We start from the raw sequence: 15100 nt of genomic DNA, 5'->3' as shown, positions 1-15100 counted from the left end.
TTTGATAGCGTCCTTGTCATTGTATCACGATAAATGCATCAAAATACTCTTTAATGCAGTTGCTGCTTCTTCACCACTATGTGAATTATACTGTTGGCTGATATCTGCTAATACTTGATAATCATACTCATCTGCTTGTAATAGCGTCATCAATTCTGCCTCAGAATATGCAACAGGTAATCCTAGATCTTCTTGGGCATCTAAATAAACACCTCGCCGGACATGATATTCATTAAAGTCCGGTTGAAAGAGAAAAATTTTCTTGCCATAGACAGCAAAATCAAAGAACACACTTGAAAAATCAGTAATCAACACATCAGTAATCATAAATAACTTGTACAGTGAATAATTATCTGCCGTAATGATTTTACCTTTTTTAACAGCCTCTGAAAAATAATGACCCCGGTAAATCACCGTATAGGTCTCAGACAATTTTTCTAAAGTTGCCTGCGTTAATGTTGTCTGCTCACGGGCTTGATAGCCTCTAAATGTTGGTACATAAAGTAAAACTGGTTTCTCTGATTTAATACCCAGCTGATATTTTACCCGTTCTGGTGTTATGTTTTCTCGATAACGGGTCACGATGTTTTTACGTAACTGGCCATGCTCCACAAATCTTTTTGTTTTTGGGAAGACCTCTTTGAATTTTTCTAGGTCATAGTCACCATATGTAAACATAAAATCAAATTGTACATGATCATACCAATATTGCACTAATCTAGATAATCCAATTTCGGCATGACCTAAACTCTTCAGTGGTACACCATGCCAAAATTGAATATAAATGTTTCGTTTATGACTAAATGGAATTAAACGATCAATACTAGAATTTGCTACCCAATATTTAGACCTTAATAAATGGTAGAAAAAGGTCGGTGAATTAGATGAAACTTTACGTCCTAATTCTGGTTGCACATAGATTTTTGGTTTATTCATTGCCCAGACAAGTTCATAGTCCTTAAATGCCGGATCATTGCGCAGCATGTTATAGGCTTCTTTTGGTGTATCTGAATATTGACGACCACTATAAGAGATAAACAAAATTTGTTTTTCGTTCGGTCTAATAAATAATTGTAGAATTTTAACGAAAGCCCCGACAGTAATCAGGTACGCACCTCCAAAAAAGGATGAATTTTTGATACGATTTTTAATTTTTTGTGCTCGACCCATATTACACCATTGCCCTCTGCCCTAAGTTTAATATTTCAAGTATAACAAAAATATGTTATTGGCGAAGCGTAATCATGCAATTTCTGATGAAATTAACGGATTTCATGCATTATTTCTGCACCACGATTAACAATTAAATAAGAACGACCATTCTGATCCCAGAATTGTGATTCAAACTCTCTAGTTGCTTGCTTTGGCGATACATAGACACCACTCTTAATATCTGACTTATTTAATTCACCGCGCGCCCACTTCGAAGCAGGAAGTGCATAATAAGCGCCATCGGTCAGATAAAATAACTGATCTGCTTGATTATTAACAGATAAAAATTGACCAAAGTAACCTGGCTTATTTCTGACAACCGTCCGTGACATATACATTTGTAGTTTACCGTGACGTATGTTTCCACGGTACAACATTAAATCTCCAGCCTTAATATTCTTAGCAGCTAACTGCTTCTTCGTCTTATTAGAAATCATGCTAACAATCGCCACATTACCATCATCATCCATACTGAATGTTTGTTCACCATGAAATGATTGATGATTCTTAGGGTCGCGGAAAGTAAATTTGTGCTGATCACTCGGATATAGCGTATCTAATTTAATTCTGACAAGACGTTGTTGGCGTGACTTTTTAGCTAACGTTATCAACCACAGGTGATTATCTTTAGCATTATAGGCAACCGCCTGACCATGACCCATATGAAATTCTGGTCCAACCTTAATTGCCTGAATCAAACGATCATCATTTGTTGTCGCAAAACGGTTTTGATTGATTCGTTTCTCTAGGCTTCTAAGCCGGTCTGCCTGACCACTTTGCCAGACACCAAGTGCTTGCAGTTGTTGGATATCATACCGGACTATGCGGCCATAGTTTTTTCGCTTCTCTGACTCATACATCACATACAAATAACGTCCGTGCATGACACTACCCTGTGGTAATTGCCAGTTAACTAACTTTGTTGACACGGTCGGTAACAATAAGGCTGTCTGATAACCTTTAATAGGTGATACTGAGCGGTCATTTGCTTGTAAAGTAGAAAACTTACTTTTAGCCGTAGTATACTTTGGCTTTTTTAAATAGGACATGCCAGTATCTGGTGCCTGTACAACCCGGTACTTTTTGGGCGCAATTCGGCTATTTTTGAAAATATTCGACCAGTTACTAGTCTTAACTTTTCCCTTCGGCTTACTTAAAACTTGCCACTGAGCTTGTTTCATCCACTTTGTATTTGCCACAGCATGACCTGACTTATCTTGTAAACTTACTGTTATATGATCATTTTTGCGTAAAGAACGTGATAGTTTTGCCGTAAAAGCTTGATTTAAAATGACGGACTTCTTTAATAAAGTGTCTTTTTGGTTTTTCACAATGAGTGTGTAGGCAACCGCCCCTTTCTCATTGTCATCATAAATCGTCCCTTTGATTTGATCACTACCAGTTTGTAATTGAATATTCTGTTTCAAATCCATGCTGACAACTGTATTATTAGTCTGCCCATAAATGGCGTGATTAGGTACGCAAAATGCCATCACAAAGAACGTGCTAAAAGCCAATAATGTTTTTAAATATTTCATATTTACCCAATCACCTCACAAACTTTTGCCACAAAAACATTTTTCTATTTTATCATAATAAACTATCCGTAGTCTTGCGCACATTAAAAAAGTAGTTAAGACAACGCATGTCTCAACTACTTTTTGTACTAAAATTTATTGCATATAACCCTGTAAAAGCTTTTCCGTTTTATCCCATAATTGCTGTTGCAAGGTCAAATCATTGACCTGTGGGTTAACCTTCTTTGCTTTTTTACGTTTATTGTAATAAGCCCCTGACTCCCAGGTCTCACCAGGTGTGCCTTCAATAAAGAAACGCAACGTGTCGCCTCCTTCTTGTGCACTTTGCATGACAACCTTATTCAACATTGTATGATAAATGCGATACATCCAACTCTTTTTATCATTAGCAAAGTTTGTGCGAATCATACCAGGATGGAACGAAACGGCTGATAAACCATTTTTATGGAAACGTCGATCCAATTCATTGGCAAACAAAATATTTGCTAGTTTGGCATCGCCATAGGCCTTGCTCCCTTTATATTTTTTATGACTATTATTCAAATCATTCAAATTGATGTGACCAAACAGCTGATGCGCAATACTTGAAGTATTGAGGACAACTGCTTGATCTGAATTAAAGTTTGGCATTAATAATTGGGTCAATAAAAATGGCGCAAGATAATCCACTTGGATAGTTCGCTCAAAACCATCATTTGTTAATGCATGTGTCCCAAACAAACCACCAGCATTATTAACTAAAATATCAATTTTCTGATCACCTAAAGTTCGTTGCAATAATTCTGCTAAATGTCGAACCTGATCAAGTTGTGAAAAATCAGCAGTGAAATATGGCGCATCCACTTCGTTAGCAACTTTAGCGGTCTTCACCTTATTACGACCAACTAAGTAGAGATTGTACTCTGCTTTATTCAGTCCACGAGCTGCTGCTGCACCAATTCCGTCGGATGCACCTGTAATAATCACATTTTTCTTTATCATATAACTCACCAATCCTTTCGAATTAACGTGCGTTTAATTGATTTTTTTGTTACCACAAATCGTTGGTAATCGGCATGATCTAGCTTCATCAACGTTACGGTTGTTCGATCAGCATCACAAACCAAGTAATTAACCCTCGACATTAGCACTCTATCCGCACTTATTTTGATATCTTTACCCACTGTAAAAATATCATTCACTCTTAGTTGTCGGTATTTTTGTTGACTAATAATCCGTCTACTCAAAAATCCGATTGACCATAGTGTACCACCAACCAGTGCTGATTGTTCAAATTGTTCGGTTAATTTTATTTTTATTTTTTTGTCGTCTTTCTGCATAGAACCCCCACTTACTTTTAGTATAGCATAAAATATGTTTTGCTTGGAGAAATCCATACAGATGACTGTTATTCTATAGTAAAAAAACAACTTTCTACTATATAAGTGGAAAGTTGTTTTTTATCAAGAGATTAGTATTCTGCCTAGTTTAGTTTTTAATTTGTAAATATACCTTGTGATAATCCTTCGCGCGGTTTGTTACACTTTCGAAATCGCCTATTGATGCGGCTCCTGTCAAATCATTGCCTGCTCCAACTGCTACAACGCCTAAATCAAACCATTCGTGCATATTGTCTAAGTTAACGCCACCTGTTGGCATGACATTAACAAATGGGAGCGGTGCTTTTATTGCCTTAACAAAATTCTTACCAACAGAACTACCGGGAAAGACTTTCACGATATCAGCACCATAACGCAATGCCGTTTTAATTTCGTTAATCGTCATACAACCTGGTAAATACGGTATCTGATATTCATTACATATAAAAGCAGTCTCACGATCAAATGCCGGGCTAACGATAAACTTCGCACCAGCCATAATAGCTACTCTAGCAGTAATAGCATCAAGCACTGTTCCCGCACCAACAATAACTTCTGGGTCATCGCTAAATTCAGCATTAATTTGTTTAATTAATTCATCCGCTGATGGTGCAGTAAAAGTCAGCTCAATGGCTTTAACACCACCTTTAATACAAGCTAATGCCGTTTTATAAGCCATTTCTTTTGTTTCACCACGCACGACTGATATAACACCAGCATTCCCCAAACGTGATAATGTATCAACTTTTTGCATACTATCCCCCCTTTGGCTAGTCTTTACTATTCCATATTACTGTGAGTTGCTTTAGCTGAATCATTAGAAATATTATCTCGGCGACTAACCATTAAGCACAAAACATCTAACGTAATGTGAACGCTTTGATCAAATAATGTACTTAATAGCTGAATAGATTTCAGACCATCACCTGTTTTGGTTGCACCAGGAACAACAATTGTTGCATCCCCAATCTGTCCCAAAGGTGATTGCTGGTCACTTGTTACTGATATTAAAGTAGCTCCAGTTTCCTTAGCTTTCTTACTTGGATTTAAAACACTGCCAGTTTTCCCAGATCCTGAAACTGAGACTAGCACATCGCCCGCCTGAATTGATGGTGTAATTGTTTCACCGATAACAAAGACAGTATATCCAATATGCATAAGACGCATCGCAAAACCTTTTGCCATCAATCCTGAGCGTCCAGCTCCTAAAATAAAGATACGCTTATCTTTATCAATCAATTTTTCCGCTTGTTCTAATTGATTTTCATCAACTAGTGACATAACTTCATTAACTTCACTAACTACTTCTTCAATCAACTTCATTTGATTGCCTCCATAAATTTTTGTGCTGCACTAACAGGATCAGATGTACCAGTGATTTTACCGCCAACAATAATAATATCTGCAATACCTTGTTCAGCAATTTTCTTGGCTTGTTCAATATCAATACCACCAGCAACGGCTAGACGGCTAATTTGTGAATGTTCATTATGAAATTGCTTAATCGTATCTACTGCATCAAATGATTCAACAGAATCTTTCGAATGGTGCAATCCAAAAATAGCATTCGGTAGCGCTGGCATTTGATTTAATTTATCATCAGAAATTTCCATCAAATCTATAAAAATATCTTTTTTTACATCTTGTGCAATCTGATAAGTTTGTTTTAAAGTGCCGTTTGATGAACTACCCATAACGGTTAGAATGTCAGCTGAAGTTTCAAATCCCTTATTAAATTCATACTCTCCTTCATCAATTGTCTTTAAATCAATGAGAAGTTCTGAACTATCAAGATGAAAATCTGCTTGCTTAAGTGCTTCTAGACCATAATCTTTTACAATAGAAGTCCCCAACTCAATAATATCTACCTTACCATCTAGACTACGCGCAATTTCTATCGCTCTATCTAATGACACCCTATCAATTGCTACTTGTAATTTCATTACTCCTCGGACACTCCTTCTTTAATATAAAACTCTTTTAATTCAGTTGGTGTTGGGTAACCATCATTATCACCAAGTGTTTGTACTTGTAATGCACCAACCGCATTACCACGCAATACAGCCGACTTTAATGATTTTCCTTCTAATAGCGCAGTAATTACACCTAATGCAAATCCGTCACCTGCACCAACAGTATCAACGACCTTTTCAACTTTAAATCCACTAACAGTATAGCTTTCACCATCCTGCGCCTTCACATATGCACCAGATGGACCAATTTTAACAATAACTGTCTTAGTACGTTCACCCTTTAGATAGAAATCAGCAATTTTTTCAGGATCATCTGAACCCATCAGAATTTTACCTTCTTCCATACCAGGCAATACAATATCTGCCATACCAGCCAGTTCGTTAATTGTTGAAATCATCTTTTCTTTAGATGACCACAATGTTGGGCGTAAATTAGGATCAAAAGTCGTTAGTATGTTTTTATCAATTAGTCGCTTGAACAATGTGCGAAAAGTATTTTCAGCAACATCTGAAATTGCTGGAAAAATTCCCGACATATGAGCAATTTTTACATCAGATAAATCAACTTGTTCAATCACTTCATCTGTTAAGTGGCATGCAGCTGAGTCTTTACGATAATTAAACGTTGCTGGATCACCCTGTGTTACTAATTGCTTCAACTGATGGCCCGTAAAATGATCAGCATCCTCGGAAATATAAGTTGTACCAACATTATGACTTAAAATTGTTTTCTTCACAAATTGTCCAAATGGATCCGCACCCACTTGTGAGACATATTCTGAACTATGACCTAAACGTGAAACACCAATTGCGACATTTAATTCTGCACCACCCATAATTTTATGAAAGTTAATTGCGTCAGCTAATGAAATATCAGCATCCTTTGACGCAAATGTCACTAACGGTTCACCAATTGTAATAAATTCACTCATCTTTTTTCCCTCTTTTTCTCTCTAATTAGCCAAAGAATACGTATACAAGTACTTCATTGATAATTGAAACTAACCACATCACTGGAACACCATACTTCAAGAAGTCTTTTGACTTAACCTTCATGTAGTCTAATCCCCAAACATTCCATGATTGTGTGATATCTGTTGAAACAGCCATCAAAGTTGGTACATATAACAATGGAAGCAGGAATGCATCACTGAACAATCCGGTACCAGTCAAAACAGCCGCTGTTGCAGCACCAGCTCCCCAAACATGTAATGGACCACGGAACAAAGCTAACGGTGCTAATACACCAAGTGCAATTGCCAAAATTAAATGACTATGCGGCAATATTGCGTTAAATAGTGGTTCGAAGTGTTGTGCATTTAATGTTGCAGCACCACTGAACATGATTAATGCCATCAAGAAAATAATCAATCCTGAAATGTCACTAATTGCTTGTGCGACAGTACTATTGATGAAGTTTACTGTTTCCTTGTAGCTCTTCATCTTACCGGTTAAAATCATGGCAACAATGACAGAAAGTACAAGTGATGGAATTGCATCCCACTTGAATAACATATTCATTGCAACTGGAATAATCGGTACGATGTAGGCAATATAAGGTACTTTCTTAGTCTCTTGACCATCATCGCCAAAACTAGCACCTATCACTTTCAAATTTTCTTCTGCGTTTTGTGGCTTAAACTTCTTACTCATCACGATTAAGAAGATAATCACAATAGCTAACTGAACTAAAGCCGCAGTCCAACCAAATTGCAGATACTTACCTCCATAAACTGCATCTGGAAAGAATGCTTTAATTTGATTGTACAAAACAACGTTGACATACATCGGTGCTCCAATAGCCAATGAAAAAGCTATTAAAGCAATTTCACGTGGCACACCAACAGACAATAGAATTGGTAGTAAAATAACACCAATTGCGATAACCGATCCAACACCGTAGGCACTAACAAAGATAAAGGCCGTTACGATGATAACCAAAATTGCGGCAATCAATGGTCTCTTTTTTCCGACCTTGTTAGTTGCTTCCGATATCGCTGGTGCAATGCCACTTTCAACCAATACTCTTCCAAACCATGAACCAAACACAATATAGATAATTGTTGGTCCATAGTTTAATGCTGGTTCAGCAAAAACTTTTTGAATTGCTGTATTGAAAGGTACTAGCCCAATAATTGACCATAGGATAGCCATTACGAAGAAGCCAATTACTAAATTTCCACCTTTTAAAATGTAGAAAATAAAGATGGCAAATGAAATCAATAATAGTATTGAAATAATTGTCGAACTCATATTAATCACCTATCTCGGCTTTCAATAAGTTAATTTGTTGTTTAATCTGCTCGTCTGAATCCATTGGATACTCCAATGCAAACGAAACTTCACGCGGTAAATGCGTTAAAATATCACGCCAATCATAAACGCCTTCATCTAAATCATCTGATGTACTTAATTCACCATTTACATTAATTGTGTTCTTCAAATGGATATAATTTGTCGACTCACGCAACGCATCTGCACTAGCGATAGCATCCCCATGAGTAAATGCCCAATTACCAAGGTCATACACATAACCTATTCCAGGATATCCAGCTTCATGAGCTGCCTCCAAAAATGTTTTAATCGGCGCAACTTTACCACTCAGAATTGTCTGATCATTTTCGACGTTCATTTCAATTTGATCTAGTGGTAATTCACTAAATGCTGATTGTAAATCACCATCAAATTTATCAAAATGCCCAGTGTTAAACTTAATTTTTGATATTCCCAGAATTTTACCTTCTTCAAAGTAGTTCATTAATTTTGGATTAATCGAACCATCTTCTGAAAAGACTACATCTGGCACACTGTAGTTGACGATTAAGCCAGCTTCTTTAGCAGTTTGTCCAACCTGTGCAAATTCCCTATCCAAATCTTTAAAATATTCGCGACGAACTTCAATACCATCAGCCCCCAATGCTTTGACACGACTAACTAGTTGCGCTTGGTTTGTTCCTTGCTTAACGTCTTTCTCAAAAATCCATGTATTTAAAATTACTGTCATAATAGCCCCCATTTTTTGTATCTAAATATTTATTTACCCTCTTTTATCAACATCAACACAAATACTTCACACCATAGGCTCGCCCTCTCTTTTTGGTTTAACGTTTGCCTTACAAGCACTATGGTAAACGTTATACCTAAAAATTGCAAGCGCTTCAAATATGCTATTTAAAAGCAATTTTTATTAAATAATTGAAAAAATATGTATTTTTGGTTTAACGTTTGCCTAAAACGACCTAATTGTTCAAAAATAAAATTATCATTTTCAATACTTTTATTTATTAAATTAATTCTGGTTATTTTTTTCTTTTTCCTCAATTGCTATAAATTGTGATATGTTTATATCATTAAAATCCTTTTTTAACCTATTTTTAAATTGGTTTATAATTAGGATTAATGAGACTAATGGAGGGAACTATGGTCGACGAAAAAAGAAAAAGAAAAGCTAACATGAAAGATGTCGCTCACTTGGCCGGCGTTTCTACAACTACTATTTCGCGTTATTTAAATGGCAATCTTAAAAAGATGTCTGAACAGACTGCGAATAATATAAAAAATGCAATTGAGAAATTGCACTACATTCCCAATGCTGCTGCAAGACAAATGGTCACTAACTCAAGCAAATTAATTGCTGTATTAGTTTCTAATATTGACGATTACTTCTCTACAGAGTTATTCAAAGGTGCCAGTTCATTTCTAGAATCAAAAGGATATATGGCTGTACTTTTTGATAGTAATGCTAGCATAGAAAAAGAGCGTGAAATAATTAAAACAACAAGTACATACAACTTTGATGGCATCATTTTTCAGCCAAACGACAGTGATATGTCGCATATTTTTGCAGATGTTAATGCAGACACCCCAGTCGTAATTGTTGACCGTAATATTGACACATCAATCTGGCCACAAGTCTTAACTGACAATTATGAGAGTGCTAAAAATGCAACTCTTCTATTTAAAAATGCTGGTTATTCACGTGTCATTATTCTAACGTCACCAATTGACAGTGTTTCAACTAGACGAGATCGTTTTTTAGGTATCCAATCAATCATTTCTAACGTTGAAATTGTTGAAATTCCTGAAGAAAATTACAACAAAAAGAAAATTTATAATAACATCAAAAATCTTTTAACAAACAGCAATGAAAAAACTTTGATTTTTTCACTAAAGGAACGCTGGTTCTTAGAGTTTGTATCATTATTAACCTTCGATGGGCTCATTGATAATGACAATGTTGCTGTAACAGGATTTGCGGACACTAAGACTGCACATGCGATTAACCCAAACTCAAAATTAATCACACAAAATCCATTTCTAATGGGCAGTATTTCAGCAGAATTAATGTTAAAACAATTGAATAAAGAACCCATTGATACACAAAAAATTGTTGTACCAGCCAAAATTTTATAATGGCCTAAAAAAATACTACTTTCATTTCATGAATTGAGGTACACGCCTCAAGCTGAAAATGAAAGTAGTATTTTAGTATCCACTATTAAAATTTGTTGTCTCTTAAGATAATTTCAGGAAGTATAATATTCAATTTATTTTACCATTCCTTTACCTTAACAAGTCTTTTTCAATTATCCTGATCACCTGCTGAACCGCTTCATCCCATAAGCGCCATTCGTGACCACCAGCAGCTTGCACAAATTTATGTTGCAGCCCTTGCTGTTCAATCTGATTATTCAGTATCACATTCATATCATAAAAAGGATCCTTATCACCACAGAATTGCCAAATGAAAGGTACTTGTTCTGGCTGCTGCTGAGTAATCAGATATGCAATATCATTAATAGAATGCCGAACCTGGTCTGGTGAACCAAATAAACTACGGTACCAAGCATCGCATTCTGGATTTTCACGCCATTTTCGTTCAACATCAGGCATTGCTGACATTGGAAAGATGCCTTGAAATTGGCCAGGATGAGTTAACCCCGTCTTTAAGGCACCAAAGCCACCCATCGACGTACCCGCGATGAATGTCCGTTCACGTTTACTTGATAAATGAAACCACGACCGACAGCGTTGCAAGACTTCCTCGCTGATATACTCAAAATACTGGCTTTCACCCGCCCGGCTCGTATAATAGCTACGATCCACGCGTGGCATAATAATCGTGATATCTGTTTGGCTAGCATAATCTGTCAGACGCGACTGATTTAACCAGGCATTCTCATCTTCCCCCATACCATGTAGCAACAATAATATCTTACCGAATTCGGTTGGATGTTCCGGCAACACGACATTGATACTGGTATTCATTTTTAGCTTTTCCGAATAAAACGACATGCGACTAACTGCCATAATATATCCCCCTATTGTTCCCCTCAAATCACTTTGTCTATATAACCATTTATACCATTTTTTATCCCTAACTTTCTAAAAAAGCAACCGAATTCTACAAGAACTCGGTTGCTTAATAGTTTACTTTTTGTGTGTAAAGTCACTACTCAAATAATGCTCACCAGCACTTAAGTCGTACTGGACTAGTTTTAAGTCGTGTAATAATTCTTTTTGCTTCGATGTTAAGTCTTTTGTTTTTAACTCTTTACCATTGTTATCTACAAAAGTATCACGTGCATAATTAGCAAATACCGGTAATTTATCAACCACCTTTGTTTGTAAGGCAAAGAAAGGTGTCACCTTACTATTCGTTGCTTGCAATAATAGTGATGGGAAATCGCTTGGTGATGCGTATGGACGCTGATCACGACGTAACGTTGATTGCTTACTATTGTCACGCGCTGCTTTATTTTGATAAATAAAATAATCAGTTTCATGACTTTTTTTCATCTGCGTCTCTTGGTCAATAAACGTAAATACAACTGGCCAATGATCGCCATAGAAGACTAACGTTACTGGACGATCCATGTTCTCAACCTTATCAATCAGCTTTTTGGTTGCCATATCGGTTTCATGAACCCCAGTAATATATGTTTCCACTTGGTCTTTTGTATTTTGTGAAACTGCGGGTTCCAATACCTTGTACGGACTACCAGGATATTCATTCGCCTTATACATCAAATGATTTTGCATCGTCATTAACTGCAAAAATTGTGATTTTTTACTTTGCGTATCGTCAATTTTATCCAATAAGAAGCGGTAAGCATTCTTATCAGCTGGGTAATCCGTTTTCGACGATAACTTACCTGTATACTTATCCGGATACTTATTCTTCAAACCATCGGTTGTATAGAATTTCTGAATACCGATATCCTTATAAGCATCACGACGGTTATAAAACATACCTGGATATGGATGGAGGACTTCACGTTGATCAAATAAGTTCGGCAACGTTGGTACCTCATTCGCATATGGTACTAATTGCGTATAAGGCACAACCATTTCTGGCGCAAAGGTCGCCAAAGGAAAACCAGCAATCGTCATATATTCAATGTTTGCCGTTCCGCCACCATAACCAGAAGATAACATGGTACCAGATAAGACAGCATCTTGTTTAATTTGATTGATATTCTTATAGACGTCGGGACCTTCATACTTTAATTTTGGTACTTCATTCGGGTTCGTTAGTGATTCACTTAAAATGGAAATAACAGTCTGCCCTTTGAGGTTATCTTGACGTGTTTTATTCAACTCACTAGCATAATTCGTATATTTCTTCTGCAACCGCGCCATCTCTTTGGCCGAATAATCATCAGGCTCACGCATAATCACACTGGAAATATTTGAAACAAACGTCATGATTGGTCCATTAATCATTGCATCATCAACCATAATGTTGTTTTGTCGCTGATAACCAAAATGGTAGAGAATTGCCTTATTTTGATCAGCATTTACCACAAATGGTGTTGCTAATAAACCAAAAGAAATCAATAGTACACCTAGTCTACTACCGGATTGAAGAAACATCATATTACGTACAGATTCTGCAAACACACCTGCCCGCTTACGACGCATATATAACTCAATTAGTACCGCACCAACCAGTAAAACGGCAATGGCAATAATTGCGCCAATCAATAATCCCTTATCGATCATCTTCGTTAAACCACTAACAGCCGTTAACTCAGCCATATCGCTAAGGATGATGGGTTCATTACGCGTACTCATTTTCATATATTCAGCAACAACCGCGATAATTGCTAATATAGAATAAATAGCGGTTCCAATAAATAGTCTGTTTACTAGCACAACGATGAAAATGAATAACAGTAAACACGCTAACACTGAGTAGACCATTTGCGATCGTGTTAAGAATTCCAAAACATAATGTACGACGACATTCATATCAGTCGATTGCGCACCGCGACGTCCCCAAACTTGAAAATGCATTGCGAATTGCAAAAGCACTGTTGTAAAAAAACTGAAAATCAAGCCAACAGTTAATAGCTTCATGACGCTATTAAAAGACGGTCCCACAAACTTTGTTCTACTTAAAAACTTTTTCATCTTACTCCACTCTTAACACCAACAATTTAATCATATGTATTCTCTAAAAAAGAGCCAGATAAAACTCTAGCCCCTTTGCCTAACTATTATTGTAACATTTTATTAAACAACGTAACCTAATAATCATTACCTATTCGATTAGAACAAGCGTTCTTCTTTCACATAGTTAATCGGTAACCACTCCAATACTCGTTCAATCTGCCTGTCCCAATAATACCATTCATGACGACCTGGTGCTGTTTCATAGGTCACATCATATGACAGTTGCTTTAACTTCGTAACCGCCGTATCGTTAATCTGCTTAAATTCGTCCTGCCCACCTACCCAGTCATACAGTTTGGGCCGATTTTGGCAGTCTTCCGCCAATGTTAAAATATCATTTTCAGAACCACTAAATTGGTCCAAGTCGCCAAAGCTAGCTTGAAAGCACCATAGCCACCCATCGACAACCCAACTACAAAGTTCTTTGATCGTTTCGTCGATAATTGTGGGAAAAAGCTGGCTACTTTATCAGGTAATTCCTTAGCAATGGCATCAAAATAATTTAACCCATACTTAGTATTGGTATACCATGCTAAATCTGTCGAAGGCATCACGATTGCTATTGGTGTTTGTCTTACCAATCGTTCAATATCAGTGCGGCGTTGCCAAGTCGTTTGATTATTAGACATTCCGTGTAACAAATATAATACAGGTACATCTTGCAACGTTTCAGCTGTCCAAGTTGGATTGTGATCGGATAATTCAGGTAAGATGACATTCATCGTACGATCCATACCCAAAACCTGTGAATAATAGTCAACTTCTAAATGAGCCATAATCTCCCCTCCCTAGTACCAGCTTTTTAAAATAAATTATATAAATTTATTTATTTGAAAATTTGAATGATAACTTAGCATCAGGATCAATACTGTGAGCAAGTTCCCGATAGAACTCTTTAGCCGACTGTTTTAATAAACCATCGTATTCCTCTACGTATTTCTGCTTTGATTTATCATTCAATACTTTATTAATCATATCAGTTTCACTAATATCTGACGTGAATGAGCTAAAGACACCGTTATGTTCATCTAATAATTTAAAATTAGGATTATTATAGCCAATAAAGATAAATTTAGGGACTGTAATGACATATGAGTCTTTACCATTTGAAGTGATATCAACGTCTTTACCATTGATACCTAATTTCGCATCAAAAGTGGCTTGCATGAATTTCTTCCTGTTGGTTCCCACAATATTTTTACCAAACAATTGCGATGACTTTTCCTCATTAAATACCTCAGACATACCTAAATTAACAAGCACAATTTGTTTTTCTTTAGTTAATGATTTAATGGTCAAGGTTTCTTGGTCTTTTTTGACTGTTTGAGCCACTGGCGTGTGTGAATGACTTTTGTGCTTGTTTATTTGCCAAGCCACAGCACCAAACACCACAACACCAATGACTACCCCAGCCACAAGCCAGAGAAATTCATGTTTAATTCTTTTCCATAATGTGTACGTATGTTTCATGTTATCTCATCCATTCAATATTACTGATTTAATTATATACGTAAATATGTGTTAAGTCAGTATGTTTAATCTAAATTAGTATTCCATATTT

General features: G+C 36.5%; 14 protein-coding genes and 1 pseudogene. 1 reads left to right on the top strand and 14 read right to left on the bottom strand.

Annotated elements, in window-relative coordinates; all coding sequences use genetic code 11:
* Positions 1 to 24: 24 nt before the first annotated feature.
* The 10 genes from FOL01_RS03950 to FOL01_RS03905 all read right to left on the bottom strand — a co-directional run bounded on the left by FOL01_RS03950 (position 25) and on the right by FOL01_RS03905 (position 9085).
* Positions 25 to 1170, bottom strand: a complete 1146-nt coding sequence (locus tag FOL01_RS03950) for a CDP-glycerol glycerophosphotransferase family protein (RefSeq protein ID WP_083603425.1) — start codon at positions 1168 to 1170, stop codon at positions 25 to 27.
* 92 nt (positions 1171 to 1262) lie between these two features.
* Positions 1263 to 2750, bottom strand: a complete 1488-nt coding sequence (locus FOL01_RS03945) for a hypothetical protein (RefSeq protein WP_075269442.1) — start codon at positions 2748 to 2750, stop codon at positions 1263 to 1265.
* Positions 2751 to 2885: 135 nt separating this feature from the next.
* Positions 2886 to 3731: an SDR family NAD(P)-dependent oxidoreductase gene (locus FOL01_RS03940; protein ID WP_075269441.1), complete on the bottom strand. Its 846-nt coding sequence runs from the start codon at positions 3729 to 3731 to the stop codon at positions 2886 to 2888.
* 5 nt (positions 3732 to 3736) lie between these two features.
* Complete coding sequence (locus FOL01_RS03935) at positions 3737 to 4069, bottom strand: hypothetical protein (protein ID WP_075269440.1); 333 nt, start codon at positions 4067 to 4069, stop codon at positions 3737 to 3739.
* Positions 4070 to 4217: 148 nt separating this feature from the next.
* Complete coding sequence (locus FOL01_RS03930) at positions 4218 to 4862, bottom strand: bifunctional 4-hydroxy-2-oxoglutarate aldolase/2-dehydro-3-deoxy-phosphogluconate aldolase (RefSeq protein ID WP_075269439.1); 645 nt, start codon at positions 4860 to 4862, stop codon at positions 4218 to 4220.
* 26 nt (positions 4863 to 4888) lie between these two features.
* Positions 4889 to 5431: a 6-phospho-3-hexuloisomerase gene (gene hxlB / locus FOL01_RS03925; protein ID WP_075269438.1), complete on the bottom strand. Its 543-nt coding sequence runs from the start codon at positions 5429 to 5431 to the stop codon at positions 4889 to 4891.
* On the bottom strand, positions 5428 to 6051 hold the full coding sequence (locus tag FOL01_RS03920; RefSeq protein ID WP_075269437.1) for an orotidine 5'-phosphate decarboxylase / HUMPS family protein: 624 nt from the start codon (positions 6049 to 6051) through the stop codon (positions 5428 to 5430). Before FOL01_RS03920 ends, hxlB begins: the two co-directional genes overlap by 4 nt.
* Positions 6051 to 7013 carry a sugar kinase gene (locus FOL01_RS03915; protein ID WP_075269436.1) on the bottom strand — a complete coding sequence of 321 codons (963 nt, stop codon included), beginning with the start codon at positions 7011 to 7013 and terminating at the stop codon, positions 6051 to 6053. The genes FOL01_RS03920 and FOL01_RS03915 overlap by 1 nt, the downstream gene beginning before the upstream one ends.
* A 25-nt stretch (positions 7014 to 7038) precedes the next feature.
* Entirely contained in the window at positions 7039 to 8334 is a 1296-nt protein-coding gene (locus FOL01_RS03910) for a transporter permease (RefSeq protein WP_075269435.1), read from the bottom strand.
* Position 8335: 1 nt separating this feature from the next.
* A complete protein-coding gene (locus FOL01_RS03905; protein WP_075269434.1) occupies positions 8336 to 9085 on the bottom strand; it encodes a sugar phosphate isomerase/epimerase family protein in 750 nt (249 codons plus the stop codon).
* A gap of 416 nt (positions 9086 to 9501) precedes the next feature.
* On the opposite strand from FOL01_RS03905, the gene FOL01_RS03900 reads away from it, so the two are divergent.
* Positions 9502 to 10494, top strand: coding sequence for a LacI family DNA-binding transcriptional regulator (locus tag FOL01_RS03900; RefSeq protein WP_075269433.1), 993 nt, complete (start codon positions 9502 to 9504; stop codon positions 10492 to 10494).
* Positions 10495 to 10644: 150 nt separating this feature from the next.
* On the opposite strand, the gene FOL01_RS03895 is transcribed toward FOL01_RS03900, so the two are convergent.
* The 4 genes and pseudogenes from FOL01_RS03895 to FOL01_RS03880 form a co-directional block, all read right to left on the bottom strand.
* Positions 10645 to 11391 carry an alpha/beta hydrolase gene (locus FOL01_RS03895; protein WP_075269432.1) on the bottom strand — a complete coding sequence of 249 codons (747 nt, stop codon included), beginning with the start codon at positions 11389 to 11391 and terminating at the stop codon, positions 10645 to 10647.
* A gap of 120 nt (positions 11392 to 11511) precedes the next feature.
* The gene (locus FOL01_RS03890) at positions 11512 to 13380 is read right to left on the bottom strand and encodes a sulfatase-like hydrolase/transferase (protein ID WP_237342645.1); all 1869 of its coding nucleotides are present in this window, start codon (positions 13378 to 13380) and stop codon (positions 11512 to 11514) included.
* Positions 13381 to 13635: 255 nt separating this feature from the next.
* Positions 13636 to 14315, bottom strand: a pseudogene (locus tag FOL01_RS03885) (alpha/beta hydrolase).
* A gap of 46 nt (positions 14316 to 14361) precedes the next feature.
* The gene (locus tag FOL01_RS03880; RefSeq protein WP_083603424.1) at positions 14362 to 15009 is read right to left on the bottom strand and encodes a hypothetical protein; all 648 of its coding nucleotides are present in this window, start codon (positions 15007 to 15009) and stop codon (positions 14362 to 14364) included.
* Positions 15010 to 15100: the final 91 nt, after the last annotated feature.

Source organism: Weissella thailandensis (assembly GCF_001932615.1).
GTDB classification, from domain to species: Bacteria; Bacillota; Bacilli; order Lactobacillales; family Lactobacillaceae; genus Weissella; species Weissella thailandensis.
The sequence above is the reverse complement of the archived record's forward strand: the minus strand, read 5'-3'. Positions and strand labels throughout refer to the sequence as shown.

What these genes read in the sequence shown, in the direction of transcription:
- FOL01_RS03950 (WP_083603425.1), bottom strand. Translation starts at nt 1,170, where the DNA reads ATGGGTCGAGCACAAAAAATTAAAAATCGTATCAAAAATTCATCCTTT.
- FOL01_RS03880 (WP_083603424.1), bottom strand. Translation starts at nt 15,009, where the DNA reads ATGAAACATACGTACACATTATGGAAAAGAATTAAACATGAATTTCTC.
- FOL01_RS03940 (WP_075269441.1), bottom strand. Translation starts at nt 3,731, where the DNA reads ATGATAAAGAAAAATGTGATTATTACAGGTGCATCCGACGGAATTGGT.
- FOL01_RS03900 (WP_075269433.1), top strand. Translation starts at nt 9,502, where the DNA reads ATGGTCGACGAAAAAAGAAAAAGAAAAGCTAACATGAAAGATGTCGCT.
- FOL01_RS03910 (WP_075269435.1), bottom strand. Translation starts at nt 8,334, where the DNA reads ATGAGTTCGACAATTATTTCAATACTATTATTGATTTCATTTGCCATC.
- FOL01_RS03895 (WP_075269432.1), bottom strand. Translation starts at nt 11,391, where the DNA reads ATGGCAGTTAGTCGCATGTCGTTTTATTCGGAAAAGCTAAAAATGAAT.
- FOL01_RS03930 (WP_075269439.1), bottom strand. Translation starts at nt 4,862, where the DNA reads ATGCAAAAAGTTGATACATTATCACGTTTGGGGAATGCTGGTGTTATA.
- FOL01_RS03945 (WP_075269442.1), bottom strand. Translation starts at nt 2,750, where the DNA reads ATGAAATATTTAAAAACATTATTGGCTTTTAGCACGTTCTTTGTGATG.
- hxlB (WP_075269438.1), bottom strand. Translation starts at nt 5,431, where the DNA reads ATGAAGTTGATTGAAGAAGTAGTTAGTGAAGTTAATGAAGTTATGTCA.
- FOL01_RS03935 (WP_075269440.1), bottom strand. Translation starts at nt 4,069, where the DNA reads ATGCAGAAAGACGACAAAAAAATAAAAATAAAATTAACCGAACAATTT.
- FOL01_RS03905 (WP_075269434.1), bottom strand. Translation starts at nt 9,085, where the DNA reads ATGACAGTAATTTTAAATACATGGATTTTTGAGAAAGACGTTAAGCAA.
- FOL01_RS03915 (WP_075269436.1), bottom strand. Translation starts at nt 7,013, where the DNA reads ATGAGTGAATTTATTACAATTGGTGAACCGTTAGTGACATTTGCGTCA.
- FOL01_RS03920 (WP_075269437.1), bottom strand. Translation starts at nt 6,051, where the DNA reads ATGAAATTACAAGTAGCAATTGATAGGGTGTCATTAGATAGAGCGATA.
- FOL01_RS03890 (WP_237342645.1), bottom strand. Translation starts at nt 13,380, where the DNA reads ATGCATTTTCAAGTTTGGGGACGTCGCGGTGCGCAATCGACTGATATG.